General features: G+C 51.3%; 23 protein-coding genes. 7 read left to right on the plus strand and 16 right to left on the minus strand.

Annotated elements, in window-relative coordinates; all coding sequences use genetic code 11:
* Nucleotides 1-102 precede the first annotated feature (102 nt).
* Entirely contained in the window at nucleotides 103-1,956 is a 1,854-nt protein-coding gene (gene typA / locus ACN0IC_RS10210) for a translational GTPase TypA (protein ID WP_416878679.1), read from the plus strand.
* A gap of 26 nt (nucleotides 1,957-1,982) precedes the next feature.
* Here the strand turns inward: typA and ACN0IC_RS10215 are convergent, their stop codons facing one another.
* A complete protein-coding gene (locus tag ACN0IC_RS10215) occupies nucleotides 1,983-2,408 on the minus strand; it encodes a hypothetical protein (protein WP_416878680.1) in 426 nt (141 codons plus the stop codon).
* 336 nt (nucleotides 2,409-2,744) lie between these two features.
* Here ACN0IC_RS10215 and ACN0IC_RS10220 point away from each other — a divergent pair, with 336 nt between their 5' ends.
* Complete coding sequence (locus ACN0IC_RS10220) at nucleotides 2,745-3,239, plus strand: CC0125/CC1285 family lipoprotein (RefSeq protein WP_416878681.1); 495 nt, start codon at nucleotides 2,745-2,747, stop codon at nucleotides 3,237-3,239.
* 23 nt (nucleotides 3,240-3,262) lie between these two features.
* Here ACN0IC_RS10220 and ACN0IC_RS10225 read toward each other — a convergent pair whose 3' ends face one another.
* Nucleotides 3,263-3,946, minus strand: a complete 684-nt coding sequence (locus ACN0IC_RS10225) for a fumarylacetoacetate hydrolase family protein (RefSeq protein WP_416878682.1) — start codon at nucleotides 3,944-3,946, stop codon at nucleotides 3,263-3,265.
* Nucleotides 3,947-4,064: 118 nt separating this feature from the next.
* Between ACN0IC_RS10225 and ACN0IC_RS10230 the strand changes: the two genes are divergently transcribed.
* Nucleotides 4,065-4,310 carry a ParB N-terminal domain-containing protein gene (locus ACN0IC_RS10230; protein WP_416878683.1) on the plus strand — a complete coding sequence of 82 codons (246 nt, stop codon included), beginning with the start codon at nucleotides 4,065-4,067 and terminating at the stop codon, nucleotides 4,308-4,310.
* A 2-nt stretch (nucleotides 4,311-4,312) separates the two neighbouring features.
* A complete protein-coding gene (locus ACN0IC_RS10235) occupies nucleotides 4,313-5,206 on the plus strand; it encodes a haloalkane dehalogenase (RefSeq protein WP_416878684.1) in 894 nt (297 codons plus the stop codon).
* 70 nt (nucleotides 5,207-5,276) lie between these two features.
* Here ACN0IC_RS10235 and ACN0IC_RS10240 read toward each other — a convergent pair whose 3' ends face one another.
* The 3 genes from ACN0IC_RS10240 to ACN0IC_RS10250 all read right to left on the minus strand — a co-directional run bounded on the left by ACN0IC_RS10240 (nucleotide 5,277) and on the right by ACN0IC_RS10250 (nucleotide 8,331).
* Nucleotides 5,277-5,819, minus strand: a complete 543-nt coding sequence (locus ACN0IC_RS10240) for a hypothetical protein (protein ID WP_416878685.1) — start codon at nucleotides 5,817-5,819, stop codon at nucleotides 5,277-5,279.
* A 147-nt stretch (nucleotides 5,820-5,966) separates the two neighbouring features.
* Nucleotides 5,967-7,499, minus strand: coding sequence for a class I adenylate-forming enzyme family protein (locus tag ACN0IC_RS10245; protein WP_416878686.1), 1,533 nt, complete (start codon nucleotides 7,497-7,499; stop codon nucleotides 5,967-5,969).
* 49 nt (nucleotides 7,500-7,548) lie between these two features.
* The gene (locus tag ACN0IC_RS10250) at nucleotides 7,549-8,331 is read right to left on the minus strand and encodes a crotonase/enoyl-CoA hydratase family protein (RefSeq protein WP_416878687.1); all 783 of its coding nucleotides are present in this window, start codon (nucleotides 8,329-8,331) and stop codon (nucleotides 7,549-7,551) included.
* A gap of 174 nt (nucleotides 8,332-8,505) precedes the next feature.
* Between ACN0IC_RS10250 and ACN0IC_RS10255 the strand changes: the two genes are divergently transcribed.
* Entirely contained in the window at nucleotides 8,506-9,096 is a 591-nt protein-coding gene (locus ACN0IC_RS10255; RefSeq protein ID WP_416878688.1) for a DUF1287 domain-containing protein, read from the plus strand.
* 51 nt (nucleotides 9,097-9,147) lie between these two features.
* On the opposite strand, the gene ACN0IC_RS10260 is transcribed toward ACN0IC_RS10255, so the two are convergent.
* The 9 genes from ACN0IC_RS10260 to rpsF form a co-directional block, all read right to left on the minus strand.
* On the minus strand, nucleotides 9,148-10,209 hold the full coding sequence (locus tag ACN0IC_RS10260; protein WP_416878689.1) for a glutathione synthase: 1,062 nt from the start codon (nucleotides 10,207-10,209) through the stop codon (nucleotides 9,148-9,150).
* Nucleotides 10,206-11,435 (minus strand): tyrosine/phenylalanine carboxypeptidase domain-containing protein, encoded by a 1,230-nt coding sequence (locus ACN0IC_RS10265; protein WP_416878690.1) that lies wholly within the window; start codon nucleotides 11,433-11,435, stop codon nucleotides 10,206-10,208. The genes ACN0IC_RS10260 and ACN0IC_RS10265 overlap by 4 nt, the downstream gene beginning before the upstream one ends.
* A 2-nt stretch (nucleotides 11,436-11,437) precedes the next feature.
* Nucleotides 11,438-12,310 carry an N-formylglutamate amidohydrolase gene (locus ACN0IC_RS10270; protein ID WP_416878691.1) on the minus strand — a complete coding sequence of 291 codons (873 nt, stop codon included), beginning with the start codon at nucleotides 12,308-12,310 and terminating at the stop codon, nucleotides 11,438-11,440.
* A 219-nt stretch (nucleotides 12,311-12,529) separates the two neighbouring features.
* Nucleotides 12,530-13,048, minus strand: a complete 519-nt coding sequence (locus tag ACN0IC_RS10275; protein WP_416878692.1) for a SecDF P1 head subdomain-containing protein — start codon at nucleotides 13,046-13,048, stop codon at nucleotides 12,530-12,532.
* 87 nt (nucleotides 13,049-13,135) lie between these two features.
* Entirely contained in the window at nucleotides 13,136-13,555 is a 420-nt protein-coding gene (locus ACN0IC_RS10280; RefSeq protein WP_416878693.1) for a VOC family protein, read from the minus strand.
* 548 nt (nucleotides 13,556-14,103) lie between these two features.
* Nucleotides 14,104-14,847, minus strand: a complete 744-nt coding sequence (locus tag ACN0IC_RS10285) for a T6SS effector amidase Tae4 family protein (protein WP_416878694.1) — start codon at nucleotides 14,845-14,847, stop codon at nucleotides 14,104-14,106.
* Between the two features lie 124 nt (nucleotides 14,848-14,971).
* Nucleotides 14,972-15,601 (minus strand): 50S ribosomal protein L9, encoded by a 630-nt coding sequence (gene rplI, locus ACN0IC_RS10290; RefSeq protein ID WP_416878695.1) that lies wholly within the window; start codon nucleotides 15,599-15,601, stop codon nucleotides 14,972-14,974.
* 11 nt (nucleotides 15,602-15,612) lie between these two features.
* Nucleotides 15,613-15,873: a 30S ribosomal protein S18 gene (gene rpsR / locus ACN0IC_RS10295; protein ID WP_416878696.1), complete on the minus strand. Its 261-nt coding sequence runs from the start codon at nucleotides 15,871-15,873 to the stop codon at nucleotides 15,613-15,615.
* Nucleotides 15,874-15,876: 3 nt separating this feature from the next.
* A complete protein-coding gene (rpsF, locus tag ACN0IC_RS10300; protein WP_416878697.1) occupies nucleotides 15,877-16,230 on the minus strand; it encodes a 30S ribosomal protein S6 in 354 nt (117 codons plus the stop codon).
* 242 nt (nucleotides 16,231-16,472) lie between these two features.
* Between rpsF and ACN0IC_RS10305 the strand changes: the two genes are divergently transcribed.
* Both ACN0IC_RS10305 and ACN0IC_RS10310 read left to right on the plus strand, forming a co-directional pair.
* Nucleotides 16,473-16,775 (plus strand): ArsR/SmtB family transcription factor, encoded by a 303-nt coding sequence (locus ACN0IC_RS10305; RefSeq protein WP_416878698.1) that lies wholly within the window; start codon nucleotides 16,473-16,475, stop codon nucleotides 16,773-16,775.
* Nucleotides 16,776-16,796: 21 nt separating this feature from the next.
* Nucleotides 16,797-17,276, plus strand: a complete 480-nt coding sequence (locus ACN0IC_RS10310; RefSeq protein WP_416878699.1) for an SRPBCC family protein — start codon at nucleotides 16,797-16,799, stop codon at nucleotides 17,274-17,276.
* Between the two features lie 288 nt (nucleotides 17,277-17,564).
* Here the strand turns inward: ACN0IC_RS10310 and ACN0IC_RS10315 are convergent, their stop codons facing one another.
* Both ACN0IC_RS10315 and ACN0IC_RS10320 read right to left on the minus strand, forming a co-directional pair.
* Nucleotides 17,565-17,906 (minus strand): hypothetical protein, encoded by a 342-nt coding sequence (locus ACN0IC_RS10315; protein ID WP_416878700.1) that lies wholly within the window; start codon nucleotides 17,904-17,906, stop codon nucleotides 17,565-17,567.
* Between the two features lie 206 nt (nucleotides 17,907-18,112).
* Nucleotides 18,113-18,676, minus strand: coding sequence for a glycine zipper 2TM domain-containing protein (locus tag ACN0IC_RS10320; protein WP_416878701.1), 564 nt, complete (start codon nucleotides 18,674-18,676; stop codon nucleotides 18,113-18,115).
* Nucleotides 18,677-19,188: the final 512 nt, after the last annotated feature.

The raw sequence follows: 19,188 nt of genomic DNA on the forward strand, positions 1-19,188 counted from the left end.
CCTTTTTGAGACCCCGAAAAGTCCCGCGACACTGAAAAGAGAGGTGGACTTTGAGCCTTTATCGCGTATGGAGCGCGCAAACTCTCAATGACCGGGAATACCATGTCAGACTCTATCGAATTTTTGCGCAATGTCGCTATTGTGGCTCACGTTGACCACGGAAAAACCACCCTAGTGGATAAGCTTTTACGGCAATCCGGAACGCTGGATGAACGCGGCGCACGCGAAGAACGCGTCATGGACTCCAACGATATCGAAAAAGAGCGGGGCATAACAATTCTTGCCAAAAACACGGCCATTGGCTGGAAAGACCCGGACGGTCAGGATTGGCGCATCAATATTGTCGACACACCGGGACATGCGGATTTTGGCGGTGAAGTTGAACGCGTCCTGTCCATGGTCGACTCAGTCGTTCTTCTTGTGGATGCGGTCGAAGGCCCCATGCCGCAAACAACCTTCGTGACGAAAAAAGCCCTGGCGCAAGGTCTTAAGCCTATTGTCGTGGTGAATAAGGTTGACCGCATGGGCGCTCGCCCGGATTGGGCTGTGGACCAGACCTTTGACCTGTTTGACCGTTTGGGCGCCACCGATGAGCAGCTTGATTTTCCGGTTGTCTATGCCTCTGCGCTGAACGGATGGGCCTCACATGAGGTCGAGACACAAGGCGAAGACATGACGCCGCTTTTCGAAGCCATTGTCAAAAACGCCCCTGTACCGGATGTGGATCCGGATGCGCCTTTGCAGCTTCAGGTGTCCGCTCTGGATTACAATTCCTATACCGGCGTTATCGGCGTGGGCCGTGTTGTACGCGGAAAAATCAAGCGCAACCAGCAAGTGGTTGTCGCAACGCCCGAAGGCGAGACCCGCAAAGCCAAAGTGCTCTTGCTCTATGGTTTTATGGGGCTGGACCGCGTCGAGATGGAAGAAGTTTCTGCCGGGGACATTTGCTGTTTCACTGGCATCGACAAGCTCGGCATTTCAGACATGATCTGCGATCCGGAAAATGTAGAGCTATTGCCCGCCCTGACGGTGGACGAGCCGACAATTTCCATGACGTTCCAGGTTAATGACTCTCCTTTTGCGGGACGCGAAGGCAAATATGTCACCTCGCGGAACATCAATGACCGCTTGCAAAAGGAACTTATCCATAATGTGGCGCTGCGCGTCGAACAGCTGGAAGAAGCCGATAAGTTTCGGGTTTCAGGCCGCGGCGAACTCCACTTGTCTATCCTGATCGAAAATATGCGACGCGAAGGATACGAACTCGCGATTTCCCGTCCGCAGGTGATCAATAAGGAAATCGACGGCGTGCTTTGCGAACCTTGGGAAGCCCTCACGATTGACGTGGAGGAAGACCACCAGGGCTCCATCATGGAGAAGCTCGGCGAGCGCAAAGGCAATCTGAAAAACATGGTGCCGGACGGCCAAGGCCGTGTGCGTCTTGATTATGAAATCCCGACGCGCGGCCTCATCGGTTTCCGGTCAGAGTTTATGACGCTGACATCCGGCACAGGCCTCATGTATCACAATTTCGATCAATATGCGCCGCGTTCAAAATCCACTATTGGCAGCCGTCAGAAAGGCGTGTTGATTTCAAACGGCGCCGGCAAGGCCGCCGGCTTTGCGCTCTGGAACCTGCAAGAGCGCGGTAAGATGTTCATCGGCCATGCCGAGGACGTCTATGAAGGCATGATTATCGGCATTAACGCCCGTGATAATGACCTGGTCGTCAATGTGCTCAAGGGCAAACAGCTGACCAATGTGCGGGCGTCCGGGACGGATGAAGCCGTTGTTCTGACGCCGCCAATTAATCTAAGCCTGGAATATGCGCTCGAATTTATCAATGATGACGAACTGGTCGAGGTAACGCCGGAAAACATCCGCGTGCGCAAGAAGTTCCTGCTCGAGCATGAGCGGAAGAAAGAGAGCCGCCGCAAGGAAGCCATGGAAAGCTGATCCTCAGCTTTCCAATCTGACCTGATTTAGCTGACCGGTTCCAATTCCTTGCCGGTTGGCATGTCCATATTCCAAAGGGTCATGGCAAGACGAATAAACTCGCAAGAAACGCTGTCCAGATTATCATCGCAAGCCGCGATAACAAAGATTGACCCCAGAACGCGTTTTCGAACATCGTCTCCCTCAATCTCTAACAAAAGGCTTTTTTTATACTCTTCTGCCTTTTCAGAGGCGAGGGTGTCTCGAATTCTCTTCCGGTTCTCTTCAAACCAGACAACGAGGATTTCGCGGCAGACGATATTGTCGGGACGTAAAAGCCGATTATTGACGAGGCTTGCATGGGTGAATTCGATTAATTCACAGTCCCGTTCGGTGTCGTCGAGCAGAACGGTAACCGCGAAAAGTTCGACAATGGTTTCAAATAAACCGTTTATTTCCTCGCCCTTTGACATAGATTAAGAATATCTGGTTCACCAAAATTGACCAGTCTCCTTCTCAGATTCACAGTTAACCCAAGCAATTATTAGAAAATTCATGCGTTTAAATGGGGTGTGGCGGGACTTTTATTTTGCTTGCTGTCTTTCATTTAGCAAATAATGTCTAGTTTTGATCGGCTTGTTTTCCTGAAATGTAGGGGGTGAAAATATTCAAGGTTGTGCCAATAAAGCAATTGTGAACTCATTTTCAGGATACGCGTTGTATAAATTACTCAGGAAATAGTCATCTGGGCTTTCTTAAACTGGCAAGGTGACAGCATACTTCAGATGACTTCGAACAGGACGTGACATATGAAAAAGCTTCTTCTTACCACTTTTGCGGCGTTAAGTTTGGCGGCCTGCGCCACAGGACCTTCTGCTTATGGCCCTGCGGCCAAGGCTGACAGTTTAGGATTTCAAAACACGCAAATCGAAGATGACCGCTTTCGGGTAAGTTATACGGGAAGGTCCGCCGAAGAAGCGCAGGATTATGCTTTGCTGAGAGCCGCGGAAATCGCACTGGCCGAGGGTTATAGCCATTTCCGAATTTTAGCCGGTGAAACCTATAATGGTGAGCGTCCTTCCCGAACCTCAACCAGTGTCGGCGTCAGTAGCGGACGCGGTTATTACGGCAGCGGCACCTCCGTTGGAGTCGGGATTTCCCTAAATGATCTAGGCCGCGCTTTCGGGGGCCGAAAAGTTACAAACTCAATTGAAATCAAATTGACCAATACGCCTGCTGACACACCCGACACCTATGACGCCCGCGATATACAGGCCAATATTCAACCTGAATCGTTTCAATAGTCGCACAAAGTCGTTCAGAGCGGCTAGACGAAACGCACCGTAATCCGCTCCAGTCCTTCCGCGCCGCCGGAAAGTTCATCCCCAATTCGAACAGGCCCCACGCCGGACGGCGTGCCTGTATAAATAAGATCGCCGGGCTGAAGATCCATGTCAGCTTTCAGATGCTCGATGATTTCCTCGATAGACCAGATCATGTCTTTCAATGCAGCGTGCTGGACGATGTCGCCGTTCTTTCTCAAGACAATATGCGCCTCTGACAGATCGACTTTGTCGGCCGGGGTCAGAGCGGAGCAGGGGGCAGATTGATGAAAGTTCTTGGCCCGGTCCCAAGGGCCGCCTTTCGTCTTCGCATTCGCCTGAAGATCCCGCCGGGTCATGTCGATACCCACGCCATAGGCATAGATGCCGATCTTGCCGTCTTCCGCTGGTCCCATAGCCACAACCAGTTCGACCTCGTGATGAAGATCTGTTGTGTTGGGCGGAAATTTTATGCTCTGGCCGCTCTCGACGAGGGTTTCTGCCGCTTTGGTAAAAAACACAGGCTCGCTGCGTTGGGCCTTGGCTGTCTTTCCGTCTCCACCCATCTCGCTAATATGGTCGGCGTAATTTTTACCGACACAATAGATACGGCGAACGGGAAATCGGCTGTCCTGCCCAATAATCGGTAAGGTCACAGGGACGGCGGGTTTGAATGCTAGTTTCGTCATTATCCTGTTTCCTTGACGCTGTAGTTTTAATGGTCGCCGCTTCGGCCTCATCTTCTATGGATTGTAAAAGACCGAAACCTATCATAGCCTATCACCAGACTAACATAAAAGGTGTGCCATGCGTATTGTCGATATACCGATTTCTAAGATTTATGTTCCGGCAGCCAAGAAAAAGACGTTTGACGAATCCAAGATTGAACCTCTGGCCGAAGACATTCTCGAGAACGGACTGCAAAGTCCGATTTATGTTCGATTAGGCAAGGATCGATACGTCCTGCAGGAAGGACTTCACCGCGTTGAAGCCATGAAACTCCTCGGCGAAACTCTCATAGATGGACATATTGTTCAGGCCAGAAAGGCATAGAAATGCAGATTTTGAGAACCCCCGAGGCCTGTTTTGAAAATCTACCGGATTATGACTTCTCTCCGCATTACGTCGATATACGTGACGATCTGCGACTACATTATGTGGATGAAGGTCCTAAGGGCGCACGTCCGGTCATCATGATGCATGGAGAACCCAGCTGGTCCTTTCTATACCGTCACATGATCAAGCATGTGGCAAAGGCAGGCTATCGTGTTCTGGCGCCGGATCTCATTGGGTTTGGCCGGTCTGACAAACCTTCGCAGATTAAAGAGTATTCCTATAGCCGCCATGTGGCTTGGATGCAGGATTGGTTGGATCACGTTGAGATTTCAGAGGCTGTTCTGTTTTGCCAGGACTGGGGCGGTCTTATCGGCTTGCGACTGGTCGCTGAGAATCCAGATCGGTTTGCAGGCGTGATTGCTGGAAATACATTTCTACCTATTGGCAAGCATGATCCGGGAGAAGCCTTTAAAAAATGGCGCGAATTTGCAATAACAGTTCCAGAATTTCCCGTCGGGGGCATCATCCGCGGAGCCACGGTAAAGCCTTTAGGAGACGGCGTAGAAGAGGCTTACAACGCCCCGTTCCCAGAGGAAAAGTACAAGGCAGGCGCCAGAATTTTTCCGGCTCTCGTTCCGACATCCCCAGAAATGGAAGGCGTTGCAGAAAACATTCGAGCTTGGGAAGTCTTCAAAAAATGGGAAAAGCCTTTTTTGACCTGTTTCTCTGACCAAGACCCTATCACGGCAGGGGGCGATAAGGTGTTTCAAAAACTTATTCCGGGGTGCAAGGGGCAAGCACACCGCACTCTCAAAGGAGGCGGGCATTTTCTTCAAGAGGACGTTCCCTCTGAATTAAGCGATATCATTATTGAGTTTTGTAAAGGCTTATAAAAAAACCGCCCTGTAGGGGAAACAGGGCGGTAAATCTTTTCAGATTTAGTTTTGGAAGTTTATGAAACTCTTAGAGTTCAGGGTCTTCCTCAGTATCGACAGTTGTGTCGATGCCGGTATCCAGATCAGCATCTGTATCCAGCGTTGTATCTGGATTGATGTCTGAATCGGGCGTGATGACATCTGGCTCTGTCATGTCAGGTGCATAGCTTTCATCCGGAGTGGCAACTTCGGAATCTAGTTCCAGATCACTTTCCGTTTCGACACCAATTTCGGCGTCATAGTCATCTTCTGTCTCAACAGCACCCATTACATCAGATGGGTTTTCTGGCGTCAGAACTGTGCTTTCACCGGAAGAGTCCAGCGTAATTTCATATTGCGCTTCATTGAAGGTGTCAGTGCCTTCGGAAATCGCGTTAAATTTCGCTGTAATTTCTGATGTTGTGTAAGCGTCCATTCCTGGAGCCGCTGTAAACTCAGTAATGTTTACCTGACCATCGGCATTGGCGTCGAGATCAGCAAAGGTTGGGGCTTTGTCGCCGGCATAGGCGGCAGATGCGCCAAGTACGGCTGATAAAGCCAAAGCGATAGAAGTTGTTTTCAAATAGGTCATAATAGTCCTCTTTCTGTTTTAACCCAGCACCATTTCGTGATGCTTGTGGAATAAATGGATAGAGGGCCAAAAATGTTGCGTTACAAAGCAGAGAGGCTCATGGCCAAAATAAGGCAGAGAATATGTCCAAATTTGTCACTGCCTTATTTAGGACTTTAGCTTGGCTCGCAGCGCCTTTCGGTCAAGTTTTCCCACGGCTGTTTTGGGCAGGGCGTCTGTGAAAAATACCTTATGCGGCTTTTTGTAAGACGCGATTTGCTCGGCGACATGGGCTATCAGCTCCTTTTCGCTTGCTTTCATTTCTGCTCTTAAAACAACAAAAGCTGTAACGGCCTCGACCCATTTTTCATGCGGCGCGCCCACCACGGCAGACTCCATGACAGCAGAATGGCTCATGAGGGCATCTTCGACTTCCCGCGGGTAAACATTATACCCGCCTGAAATAATCATATCAGAGGTACGGTCGCGTAAATGCAGAATGCCGCGCCGATCGAAGACACCGATATCCCGCGTATGAACCCAGCCTTCTTTGTCGAAACTTTGCGCCGTTAGCTCCGGCGCGTTAAAATATCCGGCCGCTGCGCTGGGGGTTCGGACGAGGATTTCGCCGGGCTGGCCTTTTTCGGCGGTTTCGCCTTTTTCATCGATGAGGCGTATCTCCACCTCCAGGGCCGGGCGTCCGCACGCCCCTAATAAATCCCCCACATGATCTTCAGGCCGCAAGACAGCGAGACAGAGCGGCGCTTCGGTCTGCCCAAAATACTGCCAAAACTTGTCTTGGCCGAAATGCTCAATCGCGCGCTCTATGACGGTGCGCGGCATGGGAGAGGCCCCGTAAATAATATGTTTCAAAGAAGAGAGATCATATTCGCTCAATCTGTCCTGTTCGAGCAGCATCTGCATCATGGTCGGGACGAGGTTGATCGCGGTGGGGCCGTATTTTTGAACCGCTTGCAAGAACCCTTCAGGCGTAAAGCCGGGAAGAATAATACTGCACGCCCCACGCACCCAAAATGGCAGGACAAAGGTTCCGCTGGCGTGAATCATCGACGCCGCGTGAAGCATCCTGTCGCTTTCCGTTACCGGAAACAGGTTGAGTAAAATATTCCGGCCTATCGCGGCGTAAGAGGCTTGCGTGTGCTGCGCCGCTTTCAAAACTCCGGTCGTGCCGGAGGTGTAGAGCGTCAGAATGACGTCCTCCGCCTTGGCATCATATTTCGGCGGCGTTTCGGATACTGTCTCTGACAAGGCCAGCAAATCTTCCCCGCCTGATAAGTGTTTGCCAAGCCCGTAGCCCTTCAGATTGGCAAGCTTCCCAAGCAGAGCCTCTGCCCGACCTGATAAATCAGCCCCGAATATCAGAAACTGGCAGTCGGCTTCCTCTATCATACGCGCCTGCTCCTCCAGAGACAGACGTGAATTTAGCGGAACGCGGTTAAGCCCCGCTTTGACGCAGGCAAAATCGAGAGGCACGCTCAGAAGGCCGTTATTGACCAGAAGCGCAATGCGGGTTCCGGGGAGGGCGCCAAGTCCCTGCAGAGCGTTGGCAAGGCGGTTTGCCTGCGCATTGACCTGCCCAAAGCTAAGCTGCTCTTCGCCAAATATGACAGCCACTCGGTCGGCATTTGCGGCGGCGCCGCGTTCGATAAGCTCAAGACAAAGGGGTCCGGTCTGGGTCATAGGAATGTTCTTTCTGTTTATCCAAGAAGGTCTTCTATCCAAGAGAGACTTATTTGAATTTTCCGTGTCGGCCTTCACCGCCGACAAAGCGCTTCGCGCCGGAGCGCCCCTCCGCGGCGACAATTGGCGCGCCGTCTTTGCCTTCCTGCCGCAGCGCATCGGCCAGCGGCATATCCCATTGAGCATAGGTCGAGCGGCGGTCAGCCCTCATGCACTCTTGCGGAAATTCGGCAATCTCCCGGGCCAGAGCCTCGGCGGCCTCGCGAGACGTCCCGTCGGGGACGATCCGGTTGGCGAGCCCCATGGAAAGCGCTTCCTCTGCCTTTACGGGACGACCCGTCAAAATCATGTCCATAGCACGCCCCATGCCGACCATACGCGGCAGCCGAACCGTGCCGCCATCAATCAGAGGCACGCCCCAGCGGCGGCAGAATACGCCGAAAACAGAGCTTTCCTCGGCCACTCGCATATCGGCCAGAAGCGCCAATTCCAGCCCTCCGGCCACGGCGTATCCGGCCACGGCGGCGATGAGGGGTTTGGATAAGGTGAGGCGCGTCGGGCCCATCGGACCCGTGCCGCCGCCTTCAGGATCCAGTTCATGGGCGCGGGCGTTATCTTCCAGGGCGCTGAGATCCGCGCCAGAGCAGAATGTGCCTTCTGCGCCCCATAGCACCGCGACATGCTGACTATCATCCGCTTCGAACGCTTGGAAAGCCTCTCGAAGCGCTACCGCCATAGGCCCGTCCACCGCATTGCGCTTTTCCGGCCGGTTTAGGATGATGGTCGTGACCGCGCCGTTTTTCTCTACTCTGACAAAAGCTGTTTTTCCCATAAGCGCGTCTCTCTATCCCCGAAGTGTTCTCTTTGTTCTTCCGCTATAGAAAACCTCAGCGATGAAATCACCTGTTTCTCTATCATGCAAAGATGCAGGCTTGAGTTTTAGCCGTGACTGAAAAGTAATGGGTTTATCGCTTGGTTAACCGATTTCGCATAATTATCAGTCCCTATGCGGTACATAATATCATTCCTATGTCTCTGTTTGTTCGCGGCGGCGGACTTTACGCTCGCTCATGCGTCCTCAAGCGGTGAAATCGTTCTCGCCGCGCGTGAGCGAACGCAATCAGATGTGCGATATGACCCGAAATATGTCGTGTTGGCCTATCCGGGCGGAGACGTCCCGGCCGATACAGGCGTCTGCACCGATGTGATTATTCGGACCTATCGTGAGGCCCTCGGTTTTGATTTTCAGCAGGCGGTGCATGAGGATATGAAGCGGAATTTTAGTGCCTACCCCAAAAACTGGGGCTTAAAACGGGCGGACAAGAATATTGATCACCGCCGCGTGCCTAATCTCGAAACCTTTCTCAAACGTCAGGGCGCGGAGCTCCCCATCACGAAAAACGCCGAAGATTATCTGCCCGGGGACATTGTCAGCTGGCGCCTTGGCGGGCGTCTGCCGCATATCGGGATTATCTCAGATAAAAAATCGGATTGGGGCACCCCGCTCGTCATTCATAATATCGGGCAAGGTCCGGTCGAGGATGATCTCTTATTTAATACGGATATAAATGGCCATTTCCGGTTTATTCCGAAGTAGTTTGGGCCAGCGCTCTTTTCAGAAATAATCGGCTTTCGAGTATGCTTGAATTTACAGCACCGCCAATTGCCGGTTGCTCAGCGTGCCGCCATATTGTTTATTTAATCTGACTTTGCGTTCGAGATCATCAATTATCGCCCCTGAAAAATCAACTTCGCTCAAATCCTCAAGATAATTAATGCCGCCCGGCGTATCCACATTGATTTCCATCATCTTGTCGCCGGCGATATCAAGTCCCGTTAGATACATGCCGTCATCAATCAGTTTTGGCCCGACCATTTCCGCGACTTTCATTGCAACCGCATCGGGTTTGACGAGTTTCACGCCGCCGCCGGCCGAGATGTTGGAGCGGTGATCTTCAGTCTTACTAAACCGGTGGAGGCAGGCATATTGTCCGTCCACCTCCAAGGGGCGACCATTGAGCGTTATCATACGTAAATCCCCCTTGCTGGCAGCGGGGAGATATTCCTGAACTATGGCATATCCGTCCCGTATCACGGCTTCCATAATCTGGTTGAGATTCTGCCGATTATCCTCGTTAATGATAAAAACGCCCTGTCCGCCGGAGCCTTGCAAGGGTTTGATAACGCCCTTGTCGTCATGGGCTTTCAGGAAAGCCACGATTTCATCGGGTTCGCGGGTGATGGTCGTCTTGGGACGAATTTCTTCGGGAAAGCCCTGAAAATAGGTCTTGTTGACGGCATCTGTCAGGTGTTTGGGATCATTCAGGACAATCACGCCATGTGCTGCCGCTATTTGCGCAAAAAGCAGGCTGGAAGACGGGGCCCAGCTCCGCGTTCCCATTTCTTCGGCCGGGTCGCTGCGCAGCATCATGATATCATACTCTTCCAATTCTACTCTTTCGAATGTGACATCGTCTGATTGCAGATGAGCTAGAAAAGTCTTGTCGTTTTTGAATTTCTTTTTCTCCGCAATCGTCGCCATCGCGCAAATTGTGCCCCGCCAGTCATAAATGAAATCGCCAATTCCGACCAAGGCCACGTCATGACCCCGCGCCGCCGCTTTGCGGGCCAGACGGATCGTCGTGTAATCATCCTTTTCTGTCGCCACATCGTTGACAACAAACGCAATCCGAATTTTTTTATCGGTCATGTTTCCGGACTTTCCTGATAGAGAGACGTTAGCGGAATTGACCGAACGCGCTCCAGACGTTTTTGTGCACTTTTCTGGGTCAGAAATTGCGGAATTATATCCGGAGGACTGATAATGCCCTCCACCAATAGCTTCTCGAGACTATGGAGTTGTTTCATGGCGAATTTTCCCAGGAACAATATTTCCATATCGCCGTCGTGATGTAGATAGGCGAGGAGTTCGGACAGGCCTTTTAGATAGAGCGCGTCTTTGGTCAGGCCGCCCCCCCGTTTCGCCCGGAGCGCGGTGTCAAAGGCCATGTCGGCGTTCATATGAAACTCTTCGGCCAGGCAGGCATAAATCTCTGCGCCGCTATATTCCTCAACTGCCATATGAGCGGCGATGACCCGCGCCGCCAATATACGCAGCCGATCCGCCGGCAGATAGCCTGCAAGATATTCTGCCATAACGGCCAGTCCCTCTTGTAGAACGTCATAATCGGCCAGGCCGCCTTTTAACGTGTGCAGGGGCTGGCAGCGGCCATTATGGCGGGTAACGGCGTGGGTGCCGACTTCGTGCTGGATCAACGGGTCTATCCTGGCTTGAGCCGCGCGGTAATCCTTCGCGATATGAAGATTCCCCAAACTGGTATACAAGGCCGTCCCCGGATTAGGATCAATAATCACGTCACATTTGAAAGCGGGGTTTTGCGTTTTGTAAAAGGCCGTGGCTTTTCGCGCGGCATTGGCAACCGCTTCCGCGTCGCTATCCTTTTCGGCGGGAGTTTTGTTTGGAACGCTCGACATGATATCGTGAGCCTGTTGCAGTAGACATTCGTCCACACTACCGAACAGATCGACACTGGCCAGGATAAACCCTTCGCGATCGCGCATTCGAACCAGCTCGATCTGGCGGTCAAGCTCGCGCTGTTTCTCTATGAGCAAAGCTTCAATGAGGGGGTTTTCTATTTTGTCTATGGGGAGCGAAAAAAGTTCACGCCTGAGAACCGGCGCGTCATTGGTCAGTCCTTCGCCATATTCGCTATCGGGCATATCGCGATAACCCGAGTCTATAAAGGCAGACTTGATGGCGTTGATATTGACCGGTGTCAAACGTGTCAGCCAGTCAATTTTCTTGTCCATTTTCGCCAGCTCTTCGTCGACCTGAGCGGCGAAGGGAGACAGGCGTTTGCGCAGGTTTATTTCGGAGTTCTTTATCCGGGAAGACGGAAGGGGCGTGGACGTCATTATTAGGTATCCTCCATTTCGTTCAGACAAGTACGTGCAACCTGGACGGCGCGGGCCAAGCCGTCTCGCAGATGTTGAAGGGCCAGAATATCTACCTGTCCTGTCCACTCATCCATGAATGATTTTTTATATTCCAGAGTTATAACGCAGGCCGCGTCGCCATAGAGGCTGTGCAACCATTCGGGAAAATTGCCGCCATCTTCCCAGCGTTTATTAACGGCCACAGAGGGCGAGCGCCCACAAACAGGAACAGATTGTAACGTTTTGCCAAAACGGGCCAGTAAGTCTCCATATATATCATGGTTCATTGTCGTGGCGCCCAGATCGATATCCGGATTGTCTTGCAAGGGCGCCGCGTCAGCCTCCGGCCCGTCTCGACGATGATTGTAACTATGGATATCGAGTACGAAAATCCGGCCGAACCTGGCTATCATAACGTCGCAATGGCTTTGAATCATTTGATAGAATTTATCATGCAGTCGCTTGGACTTTTCAATCTGTTCCTCGGGCAGAGACTCGTTCCAGACTGTCAGGCCCCATTGATCTTTCGGGTCCGTCGAGATCGCTTTCTCTTGCGGTCTGTTTAAATCAAACTCAAAGCGCGAACGGTTGCCGCGCACAGTGCTGTCGCCAACCCCGAGGAAATAATCCGTCATAGGGTCTTCTTCGCGTAAGCGGTCTTCGGGATCGATTTCAAGCCAAGGCAGAATTTCGGGGCGGATTGAATGTCCGGCATGGATAGCTGTCGTCAGGACTTGTCCAGGCTGACGCAGAAAATCCCATGGGGGCGTGGTGTCGCCCATGAATTCTGCTGCGTCCTTCTCTGCAACCGCAGAAGCGGAAGGAGAGGCAAATTTTGATTGAAGTCGTGACATATGAAGACTCAACGTCTTTAAGTGACGTGAGTTCCTATGCCGTCTCGGTCAGACAGTTATGCGGGTGCGCTGATTTTAATCTATAAGATAGGTCAATGGCCGGTTATGGGTGATTTGTTATTTAATACCGACATAAACGGGCATTTCCAGTTCGTGCCGAATTGAGTTCGGGAAACTTGTTAAAGTTGATTATCCCGATTACGGATATCGACAGTCTTATTAATCTTTAAATGAGGCCGCCAAAGTTTCTACCTCAGCCATCGATTCAAACCCGCCTTCAATGAACATGCCGTCTGGGTTGATCGCGCCATTTATTAGCGGGGCGGTAAATAACTCTTTATTCAAGACAACAGCCATTTGTCGTCCGATATTGTCGCCCGTGAACTTGGTAAACTCTTCGGCACAGTTTTCCGTAAATTTGAACTCCAATATAGGATACTCGGCCTGAGGGTGTTCACCCGCCCAAATATCGGCAAGACAGTTCTCCCCGATGGCAGGCGGGGATATGACATATAAGCCCTCGCCATCCCCACTTCTATTCCCGAAAAATTCTACATTTTCCGGCAGCTCAAGTGAGCTATCTTCAATGGAAATCGTCTCTCCGTTAGCGTCCTGATAGACGGCATAAAACTCAAGCGTTGATGTTTCGGAGGAAGAGCAGGCCATCGCTCCCATCAGAAACCCCACGAGCAGAGTGGATTTAAGAACGTTTGATGGGAGGGTTTCTATTTTCTTCATGACACGACTATAGGCGTCAAAGGTTAGACTTCAAGATAAGCCGGGCTGAAGACCGGCCATCCCACATTTGCTGGTCAAATCAGCTGACTAGTCCTTCGGAAAGAGAAGGTCGGGGTTTTTCATCGTTTTTATTTCAAGAATATTATTATTGGGGTCAGAGATGAAGAAGGTTTCCTGTTCGTATTTATCGCCTTTGAAACGGCGGTAAGGCTCGTCAATATACTCAAGGCCCGCTTCCGCAATACGCTCTTTGATGCCGTCGAAATCTTTCTGCGTCAGATGAATGCCGAAATGCGGCACAAGAACGGCGCCCATGTCGACGTCGTGACGGACATTGGGGAGCTTTTCTTCGCTCTGGTGCAAAGTGAGCTCATTGCCCCAGAAATTGACATCGACCCATCGGCCTTCCTCTCCATTGCCGAGCGTGCAACCGAGTATGTCCGTATAAAATTTGACGGTATTTTTCAGATCACCCGCAGGAATGGCAAGATGTAAAATAGCAGACATGGGTTTTCCTATCTCTTCTTGTTTGAACGTCTTAAGCGTCAAAACGCTCCGCCTCTTTCTTTATATTGTCCCCGGGCGGTGCGTATTCAATATGTCGGCTGCAGAGGTTATATTATGCGAATTTGTTGATTATAACGAGAATTCGAGCATATTTTTCCTGAAAAAAGGGCATTCCACCTTTTAGGTCATAAGCTTGTTTATAAGGTTATGACGACATAAAATCTTTAAAACGATAGAGTGAACACATGAAAGAGAAACCCAAGCCCAATAAAATTTCAGCCGACAAGGCGCGTGGCGGAAAAATTATACTCAAGACTCGAAAGCGGCAGATCATTTTTCTGGGCGGTCTGGCCGGAATGGTTGTAATAGCCATAATCCTGAGGGTTACAGGTTTATTTTAAGTCAATATTCAGGTTATTTCTAAGGCCTGACGTCCATCATGCCCCTCTGCCCGAAAAGGATATCTTGTCTTTTGAGATGGCCGAGACGACTAAATAGAAATGCCGGTTTAAGTGGTGAATATTTTCAGGAGCAGGGCAATAGAGCCTCTAAGGCATGACGCTTTGGCTTGCGCCTTCCTGGCTGACCATAGGCGTCTCATTCCGGCCTTCGGGCACGAAACAGGGCAGGGACCAGAACAGGACGCGATATCCGCCGATATTGGCGCCGTCCACCGTGCCGGCTCCGTTCCAGATGGTAGTATGTCCGGTAAAGCCTGAATTCGGGAAGTCCATGAGCACGATTCCGGCTTCGTCCGGCAGGTCAAAACTATTGGCTGAGCCGTCGGTGATGGCGAGATCCGGCTCCCCATAGGCGCGGGTCAGATAGGCTTCCATATCGGCGACGCGGTAATAATACTGATCCTTATTGCCGCCGCTGACGGTTTTCTTGCTCTCGCGCGGAATTTTATGGTCGGCCTTGTTCAGCATATGCGACAGGCGAACGGCGCAGGCATTGGTCCACCGGCCCTGATCAAAGGGAAGGTTGCCATTGACCTCGACCAGACCGCCAATTTCGCCCCAGATTCCGTCTGGACGGTCATAAAGGTAGTTTTCCCACATGACCTGGGCATTGGGCCGATTGCTGAGCTTGCCCTCGGCCGCGATGGTCCGCCCGCAGACGAGCGGCATTTCCGCGCCGTAAACGAGCCTTTTATATTTCGGTTTTTCAGGCTCTGCCGGCGCGGCGGTGACGGGCGCCTCTACGGCCGCAGCCGCCTCTGTCTGCGGCATTGTCTCACACGCCGATAGCCCAAGCGCCACAGCCGCCATGCCAAGATATAGATATTTCATGATTTTAAACTCCCACAACCCTACCGAATTTATAACCGCGATTCTGGGTAGATTGCAAAGTGAAAACCAGACATAAAAAAACCCGCCACGGAGGCGGGTTTTTCTTTGCTTATGTAATCGAAGACTATTCTTCGGTCTTTGGCTCTTCCGCGTCGCCGGCGTCCGTCTCCGGGGCCTGGAACTCTTCCGGAGCGTCGCCTTCAAACATGTTGACGGCGGCTTCGGCGCGTTCTGCGGCGCTCTCGGCGGCGTCAGCTTTGGCTTCTTCCTGCTCCATACCGATTACGTCTTCGCCTTTGGCTTGACGCTCGGCTTCGTCTTCGGAACGGGCCACATTGACGGTGATGTCGATGATGACTTCCGGGTGAAGGCGGAGCTTGATGTCGTGAATGCCGAGGAATTTGACCGGCTCGAGCACAACCATGCTGCGCTTGACGCCTTTGTCTTTCAACTCATCCGCAATATCACGCGCGGTCACAGAGCCGTAAAGGTTTCCGGCGTCGCCGGCCTTACGGATAAGAATGATTTGTGTCCCTTCGAGGCCTTTGCCTTGCTCGGCGGCTTTCTGACGGGTTTCTTCATTGCGCTGCTCGAGATATTCACGCTCGGCTTCGAAACGGGCCAGATTGATCTTGGAAGCGCGCAGAGCTTTTTCCTGCGGCAACAGATAATTCCGGCCATAGCCAGGCTTGACGGAGACAACATCGCCCATCATGCCCAGATTTTCGATTTTTTCGAGGAGGATAACGTCCATGAGGGTTCTCCTTATTTCACTTCATAGGGCAAAAGGCCCAGGAAACGGGCGCGCTTGATGGCGCGGGCCAGTTCGCGTTGTGCTTTGCCGGAAACGGCCGTGATACGTGACGGAGCGATTTTGCCTTTTTCAGACATATAGCGCTGCAGCAATTTCGGATCTTTATAATCGATCGTCAGACCATTATCACCGGAAAAAGGGCAAACCTTGCGGCGACGGCGAAAACTTGTGCGGCTTGGCAGGTTTTCAATTTTGATTTCGTCTTTTGCCATTTTCTAATCCTCCTTATTGCGACGCTTGCGCTCTTCGCGTTTTTTCATGATCGGCGAAGGGTCATCAGAAAACTCTTCAACACGGATAGACATGTAACGCAGAACATCTTCGTTGATGCGGTGCTGACGCTCAATCTCGTGCAGCGTGTCAGACGTTGCGTTGATTTTCAGCATGGAATAATGCGCCTTGCGGTTTTTCTGCATACGGTAAGCCAGATTGCGCAAACCCCAATATTCGGCCCCTTCAACGGTTCCGCCGGCATTTTCGACTTTTCTGGCAACATTTTGGACAAATTCTTCGACCTGGTTCGAAGAGATGTCCGGACGTGAGATAATCACGTGCTCGTAGAGAGACATAACAGTCCTTCATTCTTGGGGACGCGGCGCCGGGCATCTCGTGAAGGCGAAATCCCAACGATGGCTCTGAAGGCAAAACCTGACCCCATGTCAGGCAAATAGCAAACAGACCGCATCCGGTGAAGCGCGCCTTATAGAGGGGAATACGCCGCGTGCAAGGGGGAAATGCGGTTGATCATCTATATTTAACTCTTGCGTTAATTAACAAGTTGGTTTAATACGGTTATATGTTATCGAGCCAGATGTTAGACGAAGCCTTTTCTGCCTTAGCAAACCCGACAAGGCGAGCAATTATCGAACGTCTCGCACAGGGCGATGCAACGGTAAATGAACTTGCCAAGCCTTTCGATATAAGCCTGCCGGCTATTTCCAAACATATCAAAGTCTTAGAAAAGGCCTCACTTATCAAGCAGGTGAAATCGGCCCAATACCGACCCTGCACACTCAATAGTGAAACATTGGGGGCTTTGTCCTCTTGGACTGATCATTACCGACATATATGGGCCGCCCGTTTCGATAGCATGGACCAAATACTAGATACTTAGAAATCAAATATGAGAGCACCAATGCAGAGCGAAAACAAATGGGTTGTTATAGAGCGGGACTTTAAAGCGCCGATCGAGAAAGTTTGGGACATGTGGACCAATGCTTCTCTCTTCCAAAAGTGGTACGGACCCTCAGGCATGAGTATTCCGGTTGCAGAAATGGATGTTGTTGTGGGCGGACTACGAAAAATCTGCATGGAAATGAAAACGCCTGAACGCAATATGGAGATGTGGTTCACTGGCGAATATAAAGAGGTTCAACCCCCAACACGTCTTGTCTATACTGAAAGTATGGCGGATAAAAATGGCAATATTATTTCCCCCGTAAAAATGGGCATGCCTGCTGACCACCCTGAAGTTACCGAAATTATTGTTGAACTTTCCGAAAGAGAGGGTGGAACCCACATGAAATTAGTTCACATTGGTGTGCCATCAGGTTCCGCAGGGGAAGGAGGCTGGAAGCAAGCTATTGATAAGATGGGCGTTCTCTTAGAGTCTTAATAATGTCAGATTCTTTGACGGCTTAGAGTATATCATTCCTGTTCTGTCTTGTTAAAACGGAGACGAATTCATTTTCGCGCGCAAAGTTTCGGCGCTTTATTTCCCTCATTCGTCGTTGCAAGGTACGATCCCAAGCGACACGCAGTGTCGTGACGCGATTAGTTCCTGCAATCCATCTCCTGTGGGTTGCCATGAGCTGCAAAGAGAGCCGAAGAACGTTTTAGTGATCAAACCCCAGCACAATCACTTTCTAGTCGACATCGTACATACCCTAATATGTTCGCCAATTTACCTTGCGCCGTATGTATATGTTGGCAAAATCGTGCCAGGGGTGCTGGTGGCATAAGGGTCGTAGCGTGGAACCTGGTAGCGGGCCTCTAGATAATCCTTGCAACTTTTATTGGCCAAAGCGACGCTTGCCGCTGCGCTGGCACCGATCAGTTGGTTGTCGTCATCGCGGCTCTCACACTCAATATATGCAGGGGTTTTGCGGACAGTCCGTCCTTGATATTCGACATATTCATCGCCGCTATACCCAGGACGATCATTATAAGAATCATTATACCCGCTGGAAGACGCGCAGGCGCTGAGGGCTGACCCCAGGATTAGAACGGGAAGTAACTTTTTCATAACAATCTCCTATTCGGACCGAGAACATCTTTCGGAACACAGCTAAACAACTAGAATTAGAAATTGCCGTAAGAGATACGTATGAGTCAATACACAGCTTTGTGAAAAATTATATTTGGGAGAATAGGCTGGGTTATAGACAGAGCCTCCCCCGCGAGCGGGGGAGAAAACAATTTAAATAGTAAATACCAATCGGCAAACGTAGCCTACCAACGACGCTCAAGCTCGCGTAGCTCGATAAGTTCATCGCGGATTTGATCCCGTTGGTAACGCACCTCTGGCGTATAGGGCGCATTCGCCAGACGGCGGTCTTCGCTTTCCAGATAGCGGATGCGGGTTTCGACATCGCGTTCATTGTAATAGGTCCGGCCATTAATCGTATAGCCTGGAGGGCTATCGGCATAGGGATTATAGCGCGGGTCCTGATAACGGGCGTCCAGATACTGGCTACAACTCTTATTCGCAATGGCGACGCCCGCGGCGGCTCCGCCGACTGCGCCGACGGCTGCCCCTGTGCCGCCGCCTTCGATTTCATTTCCGACGACACCGCCGACAACGGCTCCAATACCGGCGCCGAGAAGCTGGTTATTGCGATCGCGGCGCGCGCATTCAATATAGGCCGGCGTTTTCCGGACGGTTCGACCCTGATATTCGACATAAAGGTCGTCATTATATCCGCGGCGATTGTCATAGGGATCATTATATCCGCCGGAGGAGGCGCAGGCGCTGAGGGCTGATCCTAGAATTAAAATGGGAAGTAGCTTTTTCATTATAGTCTCCAATTGTGGCGGACAGCACCTCTCGGGGTCCAGTTATACAGAGAGACGATGCGACTTTGTCGAAGGCCCCGGAAAGGGTCAGAGCGCGAGACGCAACATCCTGTAAAAGTTACAATTCGTGAAAACAGGCTGGGTTCCACATATCGCGAAAATCGGTTGGTGGAGGCTATTCCTATTGTAGATAAAAATCAGAACATGATATTCCTCCTCCGCTTACGGGTTTGAGCCTGAAAATGATTGATAATCATTTGACGTGAAAGGGTGCCCGAAGGGCGGGTGAGGGGCTGCGATGAATCTGGTAAACGACAATCTCAAGTCTTGGCATTTTCCAATGTTTGCCAAATATGGTCGCCGGTGGCGTTTCACACCCTTCCCCTAAACCCGCTCACCCCGCCTTCGCTCTGCGTACCCTAAAGGGCAAGGGTGGTTGACTCTTCTTCCCCCGTTCACGGGGGAAGTCCCTCGCGAATGCGAGGGGATGGGGGGAGCGTAATACGCTGCCC

The organism is Litorimonas sp. (assembly GCA_029936425.1).
In the GTDB taxonomy this organism is placed as follows: Bacteria; Pseudomonadota; Alphaproteobacteria; order Caulobacterales; family Maricaulaceae; genus Litorimonas.

What these genes read in the sequence shown, in the direction of transcription:
- typA (WP_416878679.1), top strand. Translation starts at nt 103, where the DNA reads ATGTCAGACTCTATCGAATTTTTGCGCAATGTCGCTATTGTGGCTCAC.
- ACN0IC_RS10215 (WP_416878680.1), bottom strand. Translation starts at nt 2,408, where the DNA reads ATGTCAAAGGGCGAGGAAATAAACGGTTTATTTGAAACCATTGTCGAA.
- ACN0IC_RS10220 (WP_416878681.1), top strand. Translation starts at nt 2,745, where the DNA reads ATGAAAAAGCTTCTTCTTACCACTTTTGCGGCGTTAAGTTTGGCGGCC.
- ACN0IC_RS10225 (WP_416878682.1), bottom strand. Translation starts at nt 3,946, where the DNA reads ATGACGAAACTAGCATTCAAACCCGCCGTCCCTGTGACCTTACCGATT.
- ACN0IC_RS10230 (WP_416878683.1), top strand. Translation starts at nt 4,065, where the DNA reads ATGCGTATTGTCGATATACCGATTTCTAAGATTTATGTTCCGGCAGCC.
- ACN0IC_RS10235 (WP_416878684.1), top strand. Translation starts at nt 4,313, where the DNA reads ATGCAGATTTTGAGAACCCCCGAGGCCTGTTTTGAAAATCTACCGGAT.
- ACN0IC_RS10240 (WP_416878685.1), bottom strand. Translation starts at nt 5,819, where the DNA reads ATGACCTATTTGAAAACAACTTCTATCGCTTTGGCTTTATCAGCCGTA.
- ACN0IC_RS10245 (WP_416878686.1), bottom strand. Translation starts at nt 7,499, where the DNA reads ATGACCCAGACCGGACCCCTTTGTCTTGAGCTTATCGAACGCGGCGCC.
- ACN0IC_RS10250 (WP_416878687.1), bottom strand. Translation starts at nt 8,331, where the DNA reads ATGGGAAAAACAGCTTTTGTCAGAGTAGAGAAAAACGGCGCGGTCACG.
- ACN0IC_RS10255 (WP_416878688.1), top strand. Translation starts at nt 8,506, where the DNA reads ATGCGGTACATAATATCATTCCTATGTCTCTGTTTGTTCGCGGCGGCG.
- ACN0IC_RS10260 (WP_416878689.1), bottom strand. Translation starts at nt 10,209, where the DNA reads ATGACCGATAAAAAAATTCGGATTGCGTTTGTTGTCAACGATGTGGCG.
- ACN0IC_RS10265 (WP_416878690.1), bottom strand. Translation starts at nt 11,435, where the DNA reads ATGACGTCCACGCCCCTTCCGTCTTCCCGGATAAAGAACTCCGAAATA.
- ACN0IC_RS10270 (WP_416878691.1), bottom strand. Translation starts at nt 12,310, where the DNA reads ATGTCACGACTTCAATCAAAATTTGCCTCTCCTTCCGCTTCTGCGGTT.
- ACN0IC_RS10275 (WP_416878692.1), bottom strand. Translation starts at nt 13,048, where the DNA reads ATGAAGAAAATAGAAACCCTCCCATCAAACGTTCTTAAATCCACTCTG.
- ACN0IC_RS10280 (WP_416878693.1), bottom strand. Translation starts at nt 13,555, where the DNA reads ATGTCTGCTATTTTACATCTTGCCATTCCTGCGGGTGATCTGAAAAAT.
- ACN0IC_RS10285 (WP_416878694.1), bottom strand. Translation starts at nt 14,847, where the DNA reads ATGAAATATCTATATCTTGGCATGGCGGCTGTGGCGCTTGGGCTATCG.
- rplI (WP_416878695.1), bottom strand. Translation starts at nt 15,601, where the DNA reads ATGGACGTTATCCTCCTCGAAAAAATCGAAAATCTGGGCATGATGGGC.
- rpsR (WP_416878696.1), bottom strand. Translation starts at nt 15,873, where the DNA reads ATGGCAAAAGACGAAATCAAAATTGAAAACCTGCCAAGCCGCACAAGT.
- rpsF (WP_416878697.1), bottom strand. Translation starts at nt 16,230, where the DNA reads ATGTCTCTCTACGAGCACGTGATTATCTCACGTCCGGACATCTCTTCG.
- ACN0IC_RS10305 (WP_416878698.1), top strand. Translation starts at nt 16,473, where the DNA reads ATGTTAGACGAAGCCTTTTCTGCCTTAGCAAACCCGACAAGGCGAGCA.
- ACN0IC_RS10310 (WP_416878699.1), top strand. Translation starts at nt 16,797, where the DNA reads ATGCAGAGCGAAAACAAATGGGTTGTTATAGAGCGGGACTTTAAAGCG.
- ACN0IC_RS10315 (WP_416878700.1), bottom strand. Translation starts at nt 17,906, where the DNA reads ATGAAAAAGTTACTTCCCGTTCTAATCCTGGGGTCAGCCCTCAGCGCC.
- ACN0IC_RS10320 (WP_416878701.1), bottom strand. Translation starts at nt 18,676, where the DNA reads ATGAAAAAGCTACTTCCCATTTTAATTCTAGGATCAGCCCTCAGCGCC.